We start from the raw sequence: 16,723 nt of genomic DNA, 5'->3' as shown, positions 1-16,723 counted from the left end.
ATGACTATATTAATTTTAGGTGCTGGGCAGCTTGCGCGAATGATGAGCCTTGCTGGCGCACCGCTTAATTTAAATGTGATTGCTTATGATGTTGGCAGCCAACAAATTGTGCACCCGCTAACCAACCAAGTGTATTCAACCACACTTGAGCAAGCTATCAATGATGCAGATGCGATTACCGCTGAGTTTGAGCATATTCCCGATGATGTATTAACGCTTTGCTGCAATAGCAATAAGTTTTATCCAGGTAAACAAGCAATAAAAACCGGTGGTGACCGTTCGCTTGAAAAAGCCTTGTTAGATAAAACCGAAGTAGCTTGTGCACCATACCAACTTATTACTGAAAAAGCGCATCTTGAACAAGCTGCTAAAATATTAGGTAAGCCGTTAGTTATAAAAACCTGCCAAGCTGGGTATGACGGCAAAGGCCAATGGCGTTTAAAATCTGATGATGAAATAGACACTATTTGGGCTGAAATGGCTGACTTTATTGCCTCAGGTACAGAGCATGCACCTCATTCAATTATTGCTGAGAAAATGATCCCGTTTGATCGTGAAGTCTCTATTATTGGCGCGCGCGACAAAGAGGGTAACGTTGCAATTTATCCACTTACAGAAAACCAACATACCAATGGTGTATTAACGCTTTCACTAGCCGGTAAAGATAATAGCTTAGTAGAGAGCCAAGCAACCTCAGCATTTACCCGTATTGCAAATGAGCTTAATTATGTAGGTGTATTGGCCATAGAGTTTTTTGATGTACAGGGTACGTTATTAGTTAACGAAATAGCTCCTCGAGTGCATAACTCAGGACACTGGACACAGCAAGGTGCTCACTGCTCGCAATTTGAAAACCATATGCGTGCTGTTGCAGGGTTACCTTTGGGTAATACGCAAATTAAGCAACCTACTGCTATGATCAATGTATTAGGCCAAGCACATATTCCTGCTGATGTTTTAAAAACGGCGGATGTAACCAGTCACTGGTATGGTAAAGGCGTTAAGCCCGGTCGTAAAATGGGGCATATTAATGTTTCGGGTGAGAGTTTACAGCAATTAGGTAACCGCCTAGCTGAACTTACATCATGCTTGCCAGAGCAGGATTACCCAGGCGTATTAGCTACTAGCAAATCGCTATTATAAGTTAAAAAATCAAGCGGTAAGTTGAATTCAATTTATCGCTTTACCTTCTAAAGGTTTCTTTTCAATGATCCACCCAAAGTTTCGTACTATTGTGTTCGCTTTTTTTATGGCACTTTTCATGTCAGGCTTTATGTCGTTTGTTATTTCAATTTTTAATGTAGGAATGGTCGAAAATATTGTAGCTATATGGCTTAAAGCCTGGTTATTTGCCTTTTGCATTGCTTTTCCTACAGTTATATTTGTTGCTCCCGTCGTACATAAACTGACAAATAAACTTATTCGGCCTTAAAGTGATGATTATCACTAAATTGCATAAGCCAATATTTATACTCTTACTCGCTTTGTGTATGACTCCTTTTTTAGGTGCTGGAAGTGCATTGGTTTTAGGCGCTATATTTGCTATTACCTTAGGCAACCCGTTTGCTGAGCTTTCTCAAAAGGCCAGTAAAGTAATGCTCAAGCTTGCAGTTGTAGGCTTAGGCTTTGCTGTTGATTTTAATGAAGTAATTGAAGTAGGGCGCAGCTCTTTAGTATTAACAATTGTTAGTATTACTGCCATAATCGGGTTTGGAGAGATTTTAACCCAAGTTTTTAAGCTTAATCGTAATACAGGCGTGCTAATTTCATTTGGTACCGCTATTTGCGGTGGCAGCGCCATTGCCGCTATGGCACCGGTTATAAAAGCTAAAGATCACGAAGTCGCTGTTGCCTTAGGGATTGTATTTTTACTTAATGGCGTGGGATTATTATTATTTCCCGCAATTGGGCATTATTTTGAGTTAACCCAACAGCAATTTGGTTTGTGGGCCGCATTAGCCATTCACGATACTAGCAGCGTAGTAGGGGCATCGGCTACTTATGGTGCTGTGGCACTGAGTATTGCCACTACGGTAAAATTGACCCGTGCGATGTGGATCATTCCTTATACAGCGGTTGCGGGAGTGTTTATGCGCTCTGATGAAAAGGCAAGTATTCCTTTATTTATTGTGGGCTTTTTATTAGCCGCATTAATAAATACTTATATGCCGTCGTTTTCATCGACATGGGAACTTATTAATAGTGCAGCTAAGCAATTATTAGTGGTTACACTGTTTTTAATTGGCAGTGGTTTGTCACTATCGGTTCTTAAGCAAGCAGGTATAAAGCCATTTTTGATGGCAATTACTTTGTGGGTTATAGTCAGCAGCACAATTTTATTATTAATTATAGATGGATTCATATAATGAAACGTAATCTTAGTATTACAGCAATCAGTAGTGTGTTATTTGCTGTTTTTTCTAGCAGCCCTGTATTGGCTGAATCGCTACGCGTAGCAACCTTTAATGTCAGTATGGATGCCACTAATTACACCGCTAAAAATGAACAAGTAAAAAGTGATGCACTGGTAAATGCACTGCGTTCAAACCACCAGCAAATTAAAAATATTGCTGAAATAATCCAGCGCGTCCGCCCAGATGTAGTACTACTCAATGAGTTTGACTACATTCCAAAAGAGCAAGGTATTGAGTATTTTAAAAGCCACTACTTAAATGTAGGGCAAAATAATCAAGCAGCAATTGATTACCCATACGTTTACATTGCCCCCGTTAATACCGGCTTAGCAACTGAGTTTGACTTGGACAATAACGGCAAAAAAACTGGGGTAATGGGTGATGCACAAGGCTTTGGTTTTTTTGAAGGCCATTACGCAATGGCGTTTTTATCTCGCTACCCGATTGATTTTGACAACATCAGAACATTACAAACCTTCAAGCACAAAGATTTACCTAATGTAAAAATGCCAGTTGACCCAAAAACCAATACCAATTGGTATAACGATGAAGAGTGGAATACTTTACGTTTAAGCTCTAAATCTTTTTGGGATATACCCGTAAAAGTAAACGATAAAGTAGTCCATATGCTAGCGGCGCACCCAACACCACCTGTGTTTGATGGCGATGAAGACAGAAATGGCATTCGTAACCATGATGAAATTAGGCTTATTGCCGATTACGTTAATAACGAAAGTTACCTTTATGATGATAATGGTAAAAAGGGTGGGCTTGCAGCAAAATCGCGATTTGTGATTTTAGGTGATCTAAATGCCGCACCTGAAGGTGATAAAAAGCGTACTAATACTACAGATCAAATACTTAAAAGCCCATTGATTAACGCAGGTTTTATTCCAACCAGTGAGGGCGCAAAAGAGCAATACCCGCAAGCTTATGCTAAAAACTATACCGCTAATTGGCAGGCACGTGTTGATTACGTACTCCCTTCAAATTATGGCTTAACCATTAAAGGTGGTGGTGTATTTTGGCCAAAAAAACAAAGCGAATTATATCGTTTAATTAAGGATAGAAATGCATCAAGCGACCACCGATTAGTCTGGCTTGATTTAACGGTTGAATAAACGGGTTACTCACCCCAATATCAGCGTTGTTTGTCTTAAATAATTGCATTTATAAAGGTGCTTCTGCTTAAATATGGTTAATTATAATAACCGTCAAGAAGCACTATGATTTTTAAATTCTCATCTTCTAAAACACTTGTTGCAATCGCTGTTGTATCAAGTGTTATGTTAGCGGGTTGTACCGCAACCGCTACAACTTCTACTGACTCATCTATTCAAACAAATACCACCGTTGCTAGTGTTGTTAACACGCCCGCAGATTTGGGCGATTCAAAAATTACCCTTGAACAAGCCATGGCTCACCCTGATTGGATTGGACGCCAACCGCAAAGCGCTTTTTGGAGTGCAGATTCAAGTACCATCATTTACGCGCGTAAGCAGCAAGGTAGTGAGCTAAGAGATTTATTCGCTCAAGCTGTAAACTCACAAACAGCAGAGCAAGTGGCACTAGAAAAATTACACAGTGTTGGTTCAAGTAAAGCTGTTTTTTCAAACGATAAGTCACTTCAAGCTTATGTGTTTGAGGGTAACGTATTTATCAAAAACGTAAAATCAGGCGCAATTAAACAAATTACGCAAAGCTCTGCGACAGAGTCAAAACCACAATTTTTAAACGACGGTAACTTAGCTTATCGTCAGGGTAATATCTTTTTTAAAGTAGATTTAACCACAGGTTTAACCCGTGAAATTGCCAACTTAAAACTGGCTGATAAACCACAAGGCGTAAAAGAACCATCAACTTATATCGCCAAAGAGCAACATAAGCTGATTGATTACATTGCACAACAGCATAAAAATAAACAAGATAAGCATGCGCGCAAAGAGCAAGTAAAAGCGAGTAATAGCTCAATTGCTAACACCCATTATTATTTAGGTGATGGCAACACGGTTGATGAAGCCGAGCTTTCTCCAAATGGCGATGCATTAATTGTAGTAGTACAAGAAAAAAGCTCATGGCGTGGTGAAGGCGATATTATGCCTAATTACATCACTGATGATGCGACGATAGAGCCTAAAAAAGTTCGCCGTCGCGTAGCTGATTCTAAAGAGCAAACCTCAGAGCTTGTTTATATTAACCTTGCAGATCAAAGCCAAACCACATTAGGGTTTAACACCTTACCTGGTTTTGATGAAGATGTACTTGCTGAGGTTAAAAAAGAAAACTTCGCCCGTGACGGTAAAACCTATAAATCTAAAAAACAACCTCGTGGTATTAACGTTATTTCAGATTGGGGTTGGAATCAATCACCCATCAGCTGGAACGATGATGGTAGCCAAGTAGCGATTATGCTTGAAGCATGGGATAACAAAGATCGTTGGTTAGCCACTGTAGATTTTGAAAATAACAAACTTGTGTCTCAACATCGACTACATGACGACGCATGGATTGCTTATGCGTTTAACGACTTTGGTTGGTTAAATGATTCCAATACTCTGTATTATTTATCAGAAGAGTCGGGCTATAGTCAGCTTTATAAAAAGCCACTTGATGGTAAAGCGACTGCGCTAACCATGGGTAAATTTGAAGTATCTAATTTAACCCTCGCTGATGACAATAGTGCTATCTATTATAAAGCGAATGTTGAGCATCCAGGTCTTTACGAAATTTACCGTGTAAACCCACAAACAGGTGATAGCGAGCAAGTAACAGACTTAAATGGCATGACAGATTACACCTTAAGCCCTGATCAGTCTAAGTTATTATTAAAACACTCTAAAATTACCATGCCGACTGAACTTTATGTAGCTGAGGCTAAAGCAAACACAACCGCAACTCGTTTAACTAACACGGTATCTGACGCGTTCTTAGCTAAAAAACTAACGGCGCCTAAAATTGTTGCTGTGCCTTCAAGCCATACAGATCAGCCAATATACGCCAAAGTTTATTACCCAGCTGATTACCAAGAAGGTGAAACAGGTAAAAACCGTAAAGCGGTTATTTTTAACCATGGTGCCGGTTACCTGCAAAATTCACACATGGGTTGGTCTGGTTACTTTCGCGAATTTATGTTCCATTCATTACTTGCCGATGAAGGTTATGTAGTGATGGATATGGATTACCGTGCTTCTAAAGGTTATGGCCGTGATTGGCGTACTGCTATTTACCGTCAAATGGGAACACCTGAAACACAAGATTTAGCAGATGGCGTAAAATGGATGGCTGAAAATGCCAACGTTGATACTCAAGCGGTTGGTACTTACGGTGGTTCATACGGCGGATTTATGACCTTTATGGCGTTATTTACTGCGCCAGATTTGTTTCAATCAGGTGCTGCGCTTCGCCCTGTGACTGATTGGGCACATTATAATACAGGCTATACTGCTAACATTTTGAATCACCCAGATGTTGACCCAATTGCTTATGAACGTAGTTCACCTATTTACTATGCAGAAGGGCTTAAAAAGCATTTATTAATAAATGCGCCAATGGTTGATGATAATGTGTTTTTTCAAGATTCAGTGCGTTTAGTACAGCGTTTAATCGAGCTTGAGAAAGAAAACTTTGAAACAGCAATCTTTCCAGTAGAGCCGCATGGTTTTGTGCAGCCTTCGAGCTGGTTAGATGAATACCGTCGAATTTATAAGCTGTTTAAAGAAACACTATAAATAGCGGTAAGTTGATAAAAAACGCCACAATGTGGCGTTTTTTTATTCTTTATTTTTGCTGATGAATTTAATAATTAAAGGAACGCCCAACAATGCGCCGCCAATCGCGCCAATTAAATGTGCATCAACAGCCACCGTTGAGTTGATCAATGCGCCAATATCAGCACTAGGGCCATTTATTTGTTCAGCGATTAGCTTTACCCACACACCAATAAACAACACATAACCTGATTTAAGTCCAACAGTGGCATCTTTTATGGCTCCCCAAATGATCACGCCATGCAAAACTGCACTAAGTCCTGTGTAAATTGTAATTGTGGGGCAAAACCAAAAAACACCTAAGCCACACCAAATTGCCAATGTGGCAATATTAAAACTATATCTGCTTGGGGATGTGTACTCACCATGCAATAACCAAATAAGCGCGATACCGGCACAATTCAGCCCTAAGTGCGCCCAATTGGCATGTACAAATTGGCTGGTAAACAAACGCCACAGTTGGCCTTGTTCAATCAGTTGACGATTAAATTCAAGTTCGTTGTTTATACCCAGCCATGCTAAGAAAGTACTTAATACAATTAAACATAAGGGAGGGAAAACATAGCGCGGCTGAAGAGGTAAATTAAGCATTTAGCGATCATTTTTATATTTATTTTTGCATATTGTGCCTGTTTAACTTTAAGATGCCAATTATCTTCCATGCAATTTAAGTTTATTAAGTGATTATGAATTTTAAGCTCAACTGTTTATTCGCACTGACTCTAAGTGCCTTGTCTTTTCCTTTGTTTGCACAAAACGCTAGCACAATTGAAACACGTGAACCTGAAGCGGCCACAGGTGTTGTACATAAGCAATTAGTGGCTGGCGATAAGTACATGGTAGCCGCCGCTAATCCGTATGCTTCACAAGCAGGTAAAGCCATTTTAGCGCAAGGCGGCAGTGCGGTTGATGCCGCTATTGCCACCCAATTAGTACTTACATTAGTTGAGCCGCAATCATCAGGTATTGGCGGTGGTACGTTTATGATGTATTACAATAAAGCTAATAATAAACTCACCAGCTTTGATGGCCGTGAAACCGCGCCGAGTAATGCCGATGAAAACCTGTTTTTAAATAAACACGGCAACGCAGTCAAATGGATTGAAGCGGTTGTAGGTGGACGCTCTGTAGGCGTACCCGGTATTTTACATGCATTTGCCAGCGCCCATAAACAGTACGGTTCCTTACCTTGGGCTAGCTTATTTAAACCTGCAATTAAACTTGCTGAGCAAGGATTTGAAGTATCGCCTCGGTTACATGGTTTACTGGTTAGACAATTAAACCCAGGCGTAATGAGTATGCCGGTGATTAATGAGTATTTTTTTCCAAATGGCAAAGTAATTGAAGTCGGCAGTATTAAAAAAAATCAGCCATTAGCTAATTTATATAAAGACATTGCTTCAAAAGGGATAGATGCCTTTTACAAAGGCGATAATGCCAAAGCTATGGTAAAAGCAGTACAGCAGTCAAAAATTGCGCCTGGTAAATTATCTGAGCAAGATCTTGCTAATTACAGCAGTAAAGAGCGTGCACCCGTTTGTATAAAATACCGAGTTTATAATGTTTGCTCTATGGCGCCGCCTAGTAGTGGCGGTATCTCAGTACTACAAATTTTAGGCTTGCTTGAACACAAAAACATGGCAAATATTAAAGCCAATAGCGCCGAGGCAATTCATTACTTTAGCCAAGCGTCACGTATTGCGTTTGCCGATCGTAATAAATACATTGGCGATCCTGACTTTACCCAAGTACCTACTCAAGAATTATTAAATAAAGACTACATTGCCACCCGCGCGAAATTAATTACTGAAAAAGATCAAAAAGCATTGCCAGGTAACCCTGTTGATTACTTAAGCTATGCAAACGATGATTCTTTTGAGCTGCCCTCTACCTCGCATGTATCAATTGTGGATAGCAAAGGAAACGCTGTTTCAATGACCAGCTCTATTGAAATGGCGTTTGGCTCAACAGTGATGGTTAATGGTTATATTTTAAATAATCAGCTGACTGATTTTTCACTTTCACCACGTAAAAATGGCAAATTGGTGGCTAACAGGGTCGAAGCACATAAACGTCCGCGCAGCTCAATGTCTCCGGTGATGGTTTTTAACCAAGATGGCAGTTTACGTTTAGTAGTGGGTTCTCCTGGTGGGAGTCGTATTATTGATTATGTAGCGCAAGTTGTTATTGGCGTTTTAGATTGGGATTTAAATGCTCAACAGGCCATTAATTTACCGCGTACAACTAATCGTAATGATTATACTAGCCTTGAAAAAGGTACTGAACTTGAAGCGCTTGTACCTAAGCTTAAAAAGCGCGGTCATGATGTACGTGTTATTGACTTAAACTCAGGGCTGCATGCAGTAGAAGTTAAAAACAACCGCTTGTATGGCGCCGCCGATCCGCGCAGAGAAGGGATGGCGTTATCTGATTTAAGTAATAATAAAGCCTCATTTAAATTTTAAAACATGTATAATAAACAGCAGGTTTGCTGCCTGCTGTTTTAAATATAACAGCTTAATAGTTAATAACTATTTGATTGAAAATAGCATGTTAACTAACGTAAAAAATTAGCAAATCTAAAAATAGCAGTCAGTGTTGTTACCATTAAAAAATAAATCGTTTGTTTAATGTTCATTTAATTTTTAAATCCACAATTGGCAGCTAACATATTCACCAAATATGAGAGGCTTTATACTAAAGTAGCGCTTGTATTTGAACATTTTCAATGGTCTGACAAGCTTAAATGTCATTGCAATTTAGCCTTTAACAATGATAATGGCAGATCATTATTTAAGATTCAGTAAAGCTTGGAAATATGACTACAAATACCGATCCTAATTATCTTTATATTCCTTATTCTGGCCCAGGCCTAATTGAAACCCCATTATTGAATAAAGGAAGTGCATTTAGCCAAAAAGAACGTGAAAACTTCAATCTTGCAGGTTTACTTCCTCCACGTTACGAAACAATAGAAGAGCAAGTTGAGCGTTGTTACCAACAGTACTCAAGTTTTAATGACAATTTAAATAAGCACATTTATTTACGTGCTATTCAAGACAATAACGAAACGCTTTACTATCGTTTAGTGCGTGATCATATTGAAGAAATGATGCCTATTATTTACACCCCAACGGTGGGTGATGCCTGTGAGAAGTTTTCTGATATTTACCGCAGTGCACGTGGTTTGTTTATTTCCTATGAAGATCGTTTCCAGATCGACGATATTTTACGTAATGCCACAAAAGGCAAAGTAAAAGTTATCGTGGTTACTGATGGCGAGCGTATTTTAGGCTTGGGCGACCAAGGTATTGGCGGTATGGGTATTCCAATTGGTAAGCTTTCTTTGTACACCGCCTGTGGTGGTATTAGCCCAGCGTATACATTACCGGTTATGCTTGATGTAGGCACGAATAACGAAAAACTATTAAACGACCCAATGTACATGGGTGCACGCCATAAGCGTATTGCGCAAGATGAATACGATGAGTTTTTAGATTTATTCATTAAAGCGGTTAAGCGTCGTTGGCCAAGCGTATTACTGCAATTTGAAGATTTTGCACAACCAAATGCTATGCCATTATTAAAGCGTTACCGTAATGAGATTTGTAGCTTTAATGATGACATTCAAGGCACTGCATCGGTTACTGTGGGTTCATTATTAGCAGCTTGTCGTGTTAAAGGCGCTAAACTATCGACTCAAAAAGTTGTGTTTGTAGGCGCAGGATCTGCAGGCTGTGGTATTGCTGAACAAATTGTTAGCACTATGGTGGCCGAAGGTATCAGTGAAGCACAAGCTCGCAGCCAAGTATTTATGGTTGACCGTTTTGGTTTATTAACTGATGGCATGGAAGGCTTACGCGACTTCCAACAAATGTTAGCGCAACCAACGAGCTGCCTAGCCGATTGGACTTACAGCGGCGAATACGCGTCATTATTAGATGTAATGCACTGTGCAGAACCAGATATTTTAATTGGTGTATCAGGTCAACCGGGCTTATTCACTGAGCAAGTTATTCGTGCTATGCACGCAAACTGTGAAGCACCTATTATTTTCCCGTTAAGTAATCCATCTAAACAGGTAGAAGCTTACCCAGAAGATGTTATTAAATGGACTGATGGTAAAGCGATTGTAGCTACAGGTAGCCCATTTGATCCTGTTGTTTATAACGGCGTTACTTACCCAATTCCTCAATGTAATAACAGCTACATTTTCCCAGGTATTGGCTTAGGTGTAATTGCTGCTAAAGCAACGCGTATTACCGATGCGATGCTAATAATGTCGAGTGAAATGTTGGCAGAGTCATCACCATTAGCTAATACGGGCAAAGGTAGCTTATTACCTGCGTTAACAGAAATTGAAACGCTTAGTAAACGCATTGCATTTGCAGTCGCGAAAAAAGCAATTGAAGAGGGCGTTGCCCTTGAGATTTCAGATGATGCTCTGTGGGCAGCCATCGACAGAAACTACTGGTTACCGAAGTATCGTAACTACAAGCGTTGCAGCATTTAATGCTTCATTACTAAAAAACAGGCTTTTGCCTGTTTTTTTATGCTTGTTCATCTGCAATTAACCACATAAGGTGTTAACTAAGGCAATCAATTTAAAAGGATAGAACTATGAAAACACTTTCGATTTTAACGGCTGCTTTGCTAAGCACGTCAGCCTATGCAACTAATGCCCCTGAAGAGCCTCATATCTATGTAAAAGGTGAAGCATCGGTAACGACTATGCCAGATCATGTTTTATTAACAGTGGGTATTACGGAAATAGATAAAAACTTAATTGCCGCAAAAAAACAAACTGATACTACGATGGCCAGTGCAATTAGTTTAGTAAAAAAGCTAGGCGTAGCTGATGCAGATATTAATGCTGGTCAAATCTCAATCTATCGTGATAATCAATATAACCGCGAAACAGGTAAGCAAGAGTTTACCGGGTTTAAAGTATCCAGAACGCTTACAATTAAACTCTCAGCGATTAATAAATACCCTGAGCTTTTACAAAGTTTAGTTAATAATGGTATTAATGAAATTAGACAAACGCAGTTTTTAGCGAGCAACTATGATGAGCTGCACAAAAAAGCACAAAAATTAGCTATTAAACAAGCTAAAGCAGCGGCAAAAGAGTTAAGTGCTGATTTTGATGTTGAATTGAAAGGCTTATATAGTGCGTCTTTAAGTCCGCTTGATATGCCATCAGTACCCTACATGCGCAGTGAAAAAGTAATGATGGCTGATGGTGCACCGAGTAACTATGTACCCGATGCATATCATGCTGGTGAAATTACAATAAGCGCATCAAGTTACGCAATTTATTATATTGATTAAGCGCTTATAGATGGGTGGTGCTCAAATCGTGCCACCAACTGCTTTCCTTGTGATTCACTAATACGCACAATGGCATACAGCATATTACTAATCTCTTGACGATCGTATTCGTTAACTATGTGCTGATTAATATCATCAACAATGGCATTTAAATAATTAAACACACTGTTTCGTGCATCCACATTATCATTAGCAATAAATAAAATATTTTTAAATGCTTCAATAACGTTAGTCATTACATAGGCATCGGCTTTTGCATAATTGCGTAAAGGGGTGAAGTTATCATGAAGCAGTTCATCAAAACTGGTTTCATGAAAGTACAACAATGGTTGCTCATCTTTTTGATAGCATGAATAATTTATTGCATTAATCTTTAGTCGTTCTATTAATAATATACTGAGCATATCAATAGATTTAACGGCAGTACCCGGATCGTTTATTCCTGGGCTCATAGCTTTTACGGCAATTTCTGATATTTGTGTTAACCCATAGCGGTAATGGTCGCTAATGTATTCTTCTATATAAAAAATAAAACAGTCTAAAATTTCCTCAATTAACTCTTCGTTCTCAGATATGTCCTTATTACACTTTAAAAACGGGTAACCTTTAACTGTAAAATAACCTTGCTTAACCGTAATAAACAGCTCAATATTTTCATCTGCTAGTAGGGCACATAATTTATTAGAATGAACCCCTTTGTAGTAACCCTCGGTTGTACTGTTTATTGAATGCCAGTTTGAAAACTCGGGAAAGTTATCAACGGGGTTTTCGTCTTGCATATTGATAATGTCTTGAATTTCTTTTTTTGTTTGCCTAAACAAGCCATTTAATACGTTATCTACTTGTATTGCTTTTGAAATAGAATGAATAAAAAATACAAATAATCCTAAAGATATTAACCCAAAAACAAGCGCAAACAATACGCCAAGTGAGGGAATCGCGGTATTACCATTATCGAGTTTGTTGATATTTATCAGCATTATTATTGAATAAATAATACTACCCAAATAAAACCCTAATACCATTTGGTGTGATTTACGGGTAATGAGCCCAGGAACAACTCGGGGGGATAAGCTAGCACTGGCTGAATTTAATACCACCATCACCATAGAAAAACTAAATACGGTTAACGAAATAATGCTGCCAGCGAGGGTGCTTAAAATGGTACGTGCGTTTTCTGCGCTATCAACTAATATAAATGAAATTAGTGATTTAAGTTTTTCGATGGGGGCTAAGTACTCGACTGACATTGTCAGTACGGCAAAAAATAAAAAAGCAACAGATAATAATGAGGGATAAAACCCAATACTGTTAATTATTTCGCGGTAGCTATTGGTTATTTTTGTTCTTAAATACATATTATCCTTACTTATTACGATACCAATCTATAAATCACTCTAGCATATTTGATACTAAAGTAAGTGATTTTACAGCTTAAGTTATGTGTTATTATTGCTTAAAAATTAAATGGAAAAATACTGTGATTATATCGAGTTATGCGGCTTTACTGGCACTATATTATATTTACCTGAGTATTAATGTTGTAAAAATACGCAAGTCTGAAGGCATTTCACTTGGTAATGGGAGTCATCCTGAGCTTGAACGTGCAACTCGAGCTCATGGGAATTTTATTGAGTATGTACCAATTAGCCTAATTTTACTGTTCTTATTAGAGTATCAAGGCTTAGCAAGTCATTATATGCATGCACTTGGCGGTTTGCTATTTATAAGCCGTGCACTTCATGGCTCAGCTATTAGTACTAACAATCTAAAAGCACGTGTATTAAGTATGATGATGACTTTTGCTATTCTTTTTGTAAGTTCCTTAATTTTATTGTTAAGTAGATAAATAAAGATGCGATTCGCTATTGTTTTTATAAGCTTATGTTTTGCCACTTCGTTGGCGTCATTTGTATGGGCAATAGAAAATGACAATAGCAATCAAAGTATTGATGGTTTAAATTATGTTTATCCTAAAACGATGCGAGTTGGTGAAGATGAAATTCTTTATCCGTTGGTTTTATTGAGAACGGCCTTACAATACAGCGGCGCAAAATATACATTAAAAGCATCGAGTATTTCTATGCCTCAAAGCCGCTCATTAAAACAAATTATACATAATGATGAAGTCAACGTTGCATGGACCATGACTTCACAGCAGCGAGAAAAAGAGCTATTGCCCGTAAGAGTGCCTATTTTTAAAGGTTTATACGGGTGGCGTTTACTTGTCACTACACAGAATAAACAAAAAAAATTATCAAGCTTAAAAAAAATTGATGACTTTAAAGGTATCCACTTTATTCAAGGTCACGACTGGCCAGATACTCAAGTTTTATTAGATAGTGGATTAACGGTATCAACATCAATTGAATACAGCTCATTATTTAATATGTTAATAAAAGGCAGAGGAGATGTATTTCCTCGATCGTTGCTTGAGGTTGAAACGGAGCTAAATACCTTTAAAGGTGATGCAAAACTTACAACTCTTCCTCAGTTAATACTGCAATACCCAAGTGCAATTTACTTCTTTTTTAGTAAAGATACGCCCGAGTTGGCCTATGCAGTTGAAAATGGCTTAGCGGTCATGCGTAAAAATGGCGAGTTTGACCGCTTATTTAATGCGTATCATCGCAGTGCCATTGAGCACGCAGATATTAAAAACAAGATTATTATTAGATTAGAAAACAAAAACTTACCCTTATTAACACCACTTGATAATACTTCACTTTGGTTTTCAGAAAAAGACATGTAAAACCCCATGAAACAAAAAATATTTATTATTGGCTTACCGCGAACCGGTACCACCAGTGTATGTAATGCATTTTTACATTTTGGTATACCAACTGCTCATACTGCATACATTACCGCCTGTTTTGATAATGCGGTCGCAATTGCAGACACCCCCATATTTAACGATTTTAAAGTATTAGATAAATACTATCCTGGCGCAAAATTTATATATTTAGAGCGAGAGCTTACTGCATGGATACCATCAATAAGACAGCTTTTACAGCGAATGCACACTAATTTAACCCGTGCAGATGGTGGCTTTAACATTCATTTAAAGCGCTGTTATTTAAATACATTTAAAGACTTTTCACTAGAGAATATAAATAACGACCAGTATTTAACTGATTGTTATAACGTACACATTAATAATGCTAAGGCTTATTTTAGTAATCGAGAACAAGATTTTTTAGCGATAGATATAGCTAAACCTAACAGTTTTAGTCAGCTTTGTGATTTTTTAAGTATTACCTCTGAGTTAAATGGCTTTGAAAAAATGAATATGGGGGGTAAGGTCACCGCGTGGAATGATATAAAACATCCATTAAAAATTGAATCGACAGCGAAAGGGCGGATTGATAAATTTTTACCTTATGAGAGACAAATTTAAACCGCGAGCAAAGATTTTTATTTTTAAATACGCTAAAATCCACGCATTATTTTATAAGTTGTATCCATATGTTTGAATTAAAATACCACACGCCATTTGAATGGACCGAAGTTGTTTTAGCCGACTTTGAAACTTTTTTACAAGACCACGCTGCTGCTGAAAAAAAAGCATCGGGCATGGCTATGTCTATGCTTTCACATTACCCTGATAAGCGTAAATTAGTTAAAGCCATGACTGACTTAGCCTTAGAAGAGTTAATTCATTTCAAGCAAGTGCTGAAATTACTCATTGAGCGTGATACTAATTTAGGTGACGATAAAAAAGACCCTTACATTAAACAAATTCGCGCACACTTTAGACATGGACGCGATGGATTTTTAATGGATAGGCTGCTCGTTGGCGGTGTAATTGAGGCGAGGGGACACGAACGTTTTTCTTTAGTTGCCGAAGCCTTACCTGAAGGAAAAGAAAAAGATTTTTATGTTGCGATAGCCAAGTCAGAAGAAAAACATAAAAATCTATTTGTTGAACTTGCTTACGAATACTTTGATAAACAAGAAGTTGATGATCGTTTAGAAGAGTTATTAAAAATAGAAGCAGAAATTTGTAAAAATATACCGTTTACTGCTGCTCTACATTAATAGTTAACCACGGCATGTTGATAGCAAGTTAGCATGCCAATATAAATACTTCCCTCTATTATTATGAAAAATATTGTTTAATAACGCATAACTAGATCAACTTAACTGCACTTAGTTAACACTGCCTAACAATAAACAGCTATTATCATTTTAATGTATAGCTTGCTTTAAGGACGTGAACCGATGCAACCAATTAATCATATTGCCGTGCTTACCTCTGGAGGTGATGCTCCAGGGATGAACACCGCTTTATTTGCCATCGTAAAAACCGCTCAACAACAAGGCATAAAAGTGTCAGGAGTTCGAAAAGGATATGAGGGTTTAATTGATAATGATTTAGTGACACTTGACTGCAAAAACCTGCAACAAAGTATGCACTTGGGCGGTACCGTTTTAAAAACCGCACGTAGTGAAAGGTTTAGAACTAAGACAGGCAGACAGCAAGCTTTAGCTACAATTGAACATAATAATATTGATGCCTTAATTGTCATAGGTGGCGATGGCTCTTTTAGAGGCTGTTTATGGTTATCACACATAACCAATATCCCTTATATTGGCATTCCCGGCACCATAGATAACGATATTGCAGGCACAGACTACACCTTAGGATTTGATACGGCAGTAAACACATCAATGCAATGTATTGATAATATTAGAGATACAGCAGAATCTCATAATAGGGTGTTTGTTATTGAAGTTATGGGGCGTGATTCCGGATATATTGGCACTTATGCCGGTTTAACCTCTGGTGCCGATTCAGTATTGATCCCTGACAATGATAAAGATATCGATGATTTATTGCTAAAGATTAGCGATTATCATAGTGAACACGCATTTATCGTGGTGGTGTCTGAGGGCGATGAAAATGGTGTTGAATATGTATGTGAAAAAATAACTGCCGTAAATCCAAGCATTGATTTACGTGTAACTAAGCTAGGGCACTTGCAGCGCGGCGGAAACCCATCGGCTGCGGATCGTATGTTGGCCATTAGACTGGGTGTACAATGTGTTAAGGCTTTATGTGCTGGAGAAAGCGCTAAAATGGTGGGTATTTTAAATAACAAAGTTTCAAATACTCCTATGCAAGATGTTGTAAAACAACATGTTATAAATGAAGAGCTGCAAGGGCTGTTATCTGTATTTTGCCGCTAACGACTAATTAAGTAGGAGTAA

General features: G+C 38.2%; 15 protein-coding genes. 13 read left to right on the top strand and 2 right to left on the bottom strand.

Annotated elements, in window-relative coordinates; genetic code table 11:
* From QL989_RS16320 to QL989_RS16300, 5 genes are all read left to right on the top strand, one after another.
* Entirely contained in the window at positions 1-1,143 is a 1,143-nt protein-coding gene (locus QL989_RS16320; RefSeq protein WP_290171195.1) for a 5-(carboxyamino)imidazole ribonucleotide synthase, read from the top strand.
* Positions 1,144-1,207: 64 nt separating this feature from the next.
* A complete protein-coding gene (locus QL989_RS16315) occupies positions 1,208-1,432 on the top strand; it encodes a DUF2798 domain-containing protein (RefSeq protein WP_075169227.1) in 225 nt (74 codons plus the stop codon).
* Positions 1,433-1,436: 4 nt separating this feature from the next.
* Positions 1,437-2,366, top strand: a complete 930-nt coding sequence (locus tag QL989_RS16310; RefSeq protein WP_290171219.1) for a putative sulfate exporter family transporter — start codon at positions 1,437-1,439, stop codon at positions 2,364-2,366.
* Positions 2,366-3,535, top strand: a complete 1,170-nt coding sequence (locus tag QL989_RS16305) for an endonuclease/exonuclease/phosphatase family protein (protein ID WP_290171193.1) — start codon at positions 2,366-2,368, stop codon at positions 3,533-3,535. Before QL989_RS16310 ends, QL989_RS16305 begins: the two co-directional genes overlap by 1 nt.
* A gap of 105 nt (positions 3,536-3,640) precedes the next feature.
* Positions 3,641-6,142, top strand: coding sequence for a prolyl oligopeptidase family serine peptidase (locus tag QL989_RS16300; protein ID WP_290171192.1), 2,502 nt, complete (start codon positions 3,641-3,643; stop codon positions 6,140-6,142).
* Between the two features lie 42 nt (positions 6,143-6,184).
* On the opposite strand, the gene rrtA is transcribed toward QL989_RS16300, so the two are convergent.
* On the bottom strand, positions 6,185-6,772 hold the full coding sequence (rrtA, locus tag QL989_RS16295; RefSeq protein ID WP_138607328.1) for a rhombosortase: 588 nt from the start codon (positions 6,770-6,772) through the stop codon (positions 6,185-6,187).
* A gap of 95 nt (positions 6,773-6,867) precedes the next feature.
* Between rrtA and ggt the strand changes: the two genes are divergently transcribed.
* The 3 genes from ggt to QL989_RS16280 all read left to right on the top strand — a co-directional run bounded on the left by ggt (position 6,868) and on the right by QL989_RS16280 (position 11,512).
* Positions 6,868-8,646, top strand: coding sequence for a gamma-glutamyltransferase (gene ggt / locus QL989_RS16290; RefSeq protein ID WP_290171190.1), 1,779 nt, complete (start codon positions 6,868-6,870; stop codon positions 8,644-8,646).
* A 353-nt stretch (positions 8,647-8,999) separates the two neighbouring features.
* Positions 9,000-10,694 carry an NAD-dependent malic enzyme gene (locus tag QL989_RS16285; protein ID WP_290171188.1) on the top strand — a complete coding sequence of 565 codons (1,695 nt, stop codon included), beginning with the start codon at positions 9,000-9,002 and terminating at the stop codon, positions 10,692-10,694.
* 107 nt (positions 10,695-10,801) lie between these two features.
* Complete coding sequence (locus QL989_RS16280) at positions 10,802-11,512, top strand: SIMPL domain-containing protein (RefSeq protein WP_138607324.1); 711 nt, start codon at positions 10,802-10,804, stop codon at positions 11,510-11,512.
* Here the strand turns inward: QL989_RS16280 and QL989_RS16275 are convergent.
* Positions 11,509-12,870 (bottom strand): DUF2254 domain-containing protein, encoded by a 1,362-nt coding sequence (locus QL989_RS16275; RefSeq protein ID WP_290171186.1) that lies wholly within the window; start codon positions 12,868-12,870, stop codon positions 11,509-11,511. The two genes, QL989_RS16280 and QL989_RS16275, sit on opposite strands and share 4 nt — an antisense overlap.
* A 122-nt stretch (positions 12,871-12,992) precedes the next feature.
* On the opposite strand from QL989_RS16275, the gene QL989_RS16270 reads away from it, so the two are divergent.
* From QL989_RS16270 to QL989_RS16250, 5 genes are all read left to right on the top strand, one after another.
* Positions 12,993-13,361, top strand: a complete 369-nt coding sequence (locus QL989_RS16270) for an MAPEG family protein (protein WP_138607320.1) — start codon at positions 12,993-12,995, stop codon at positions 13,359-13,361.
* A 6-nt stretch (positions 13,362-13,367) separates the two neighbouring features.
* On the top strand, positions 13,368-14,264 hold the full coding sequence (locus tag QL989_RS16265) for a hypothetical protein (protein ID WP_290171184.1): 897 nt from the start codon (positions 13,368-13,370) through the stop codon (positions 14,262-14,264).
* Positions 14,265-14,270: 6 nt separating this feature from the next.
* Entirely contained in the window at positions 14,271-14,909 is a 639-nt protein-coding gene (locus QL989_RS16260; RefSeq protein ID WP_290171182.1) for a sulfotransferase, read from the top strand.
* Positions 14,910-14,977: 68 nt separating this feature from the next.
* Positions 14,978-15,550, top strand: a complete 573-nt coding sequence (locus QL989_RS16255; RefSeq protein ID WP_290171179.1) for a tRNA-(ms[2]io[6]A)-hydroxylase — start codon at positions 14,978-14,980, stop codon at positions 15,548-15,550.
* A 183-nt stretch (positions 15,551-15,733) separates the two neighbouring features.
* Positions 15,734-16,702, top strand: coding sequence for an ATP-dependent 6-phosphofructokinase (locus QL989_RS16250; RefSeq protein ID WP_290171178.1), 969 nt, complete (start codon positions 15,734-15,736; stop codon positions 16,700-16,702).
* The last annotated feature ends 21 nt before the right edge of the window (positions 16,703-16,723 follow it).

This window comes from Pseudoalteromonas sp. APC 3224 (assembly GCF_030407535.1).
In the GTDB taxonomy this organism is placed as follows: domain Bacteria; phylum Pseudomonadota; class Gammaproteobacteria; order Enterobacterales; family Alteromonadaceae; genus Pseudoalteromonas.
This window is presented reverse-complemented; position numbering and strand designations above follow the sequence as displayed.

Excerpts from the sequence above, each read along its gene's own strand:
- ggt (WP_290171190.1), top strand. The coding sequence starts at position 6,868 with ATGAATTTTAAGCTCAACTGTTTATTCGCACTGACTCTAAGTGCCTTG.
- QL989_RS16255 (WP_290171179.1), top strand. The coding sequence starts at position 14,978 with ATGTTTGAATTAAAATACCACACGCCATTTGAATGGACCGAAGTTGTT.
- QL989_RS16305 (WP_290171193.1), top strand. The coding sequence starts at position 2,366 with ATGAAACGTAATCTTAGTATTACAGCAATCAGTAGTGTGTTATTTGCT.
- QL989_RS16300 (WP_290171192.1), top strand. The coding sequence starts at position 3,641 with ATGATTTTTAAATTCTCATCTTCTAAAACACTTGTTGCAATCGCTGTT.
- QL989_RS16275 (WP_290171186.1), bottom strand. The coding sequence starts at position 12,870 with ATGTATTTAAGAACAAAAATAACCAATAGCTACCGCGAAATAATTAAC.
- QL989_RS16315 (WP_075169227.1), top strand. The coding sequence starts at position 1,208 with ATGATCCACCCAAAGTTTCGTACTATTGTGTTCGCTTTTTTTATGGCA.
- QL989_RS16320 (WP_290171195.1), top strand. The coding sequence starts at position 1 with ATGACTATATTAATTTTAGGTGCTGGGCAGCTTGCGCGAATGATGAGC.
- rrtA (WP_138607328.1), bottom strand. The coding sequence starts at position 6,772 with ATGCTTAATTTACCTCTTCAGCCGCGCTATGTTTTCCCTCCCTTATGT.
- QL989_RS16250 (WP_290171178.1), top strand. The coding sequence starts at position 15,734 with ATGCAACCAATTAATCATATTGCCGTGCTTACCTCTGGAGGTGATGCT.
- QL989_RS16265 (WP_290171184.1), top strand. The coding sequence starts at position 13,368 with ATGCGATTCGCTATTGTTTTTATAAGCTTATGTTTTGCCACTTCGTTG.
- QL989_RS16280 (WP_138607324.1), top strand. The coding sequence starts at position 10,802 with ATGAAAACACTTTCGATTTTAACGGCTGCTTTGCTAAGCACGTCAGCC.
- QL989_RS16285 (WP_290171188.1), top strand. The coding sequence starts at position 9,000 with ATGACTACAAATACCGATCCTAATTATCTTTATATTCCTTATTCTGGC.
- QL989_RS16260 (WP_290171182.1), top strand. The coding sequence starts at position 14,271 with ATGAAACAAAAAATATTTATTATTGGCTTACCGCGAACCGGTACCACC.
- QL989_RS16310 (WP_290171219.1), top strand. The coding sequence starts at position 1,437 with ATGATTATCACTAAATTGCATAAGCCAATATTTATACTCTTACTCGCT.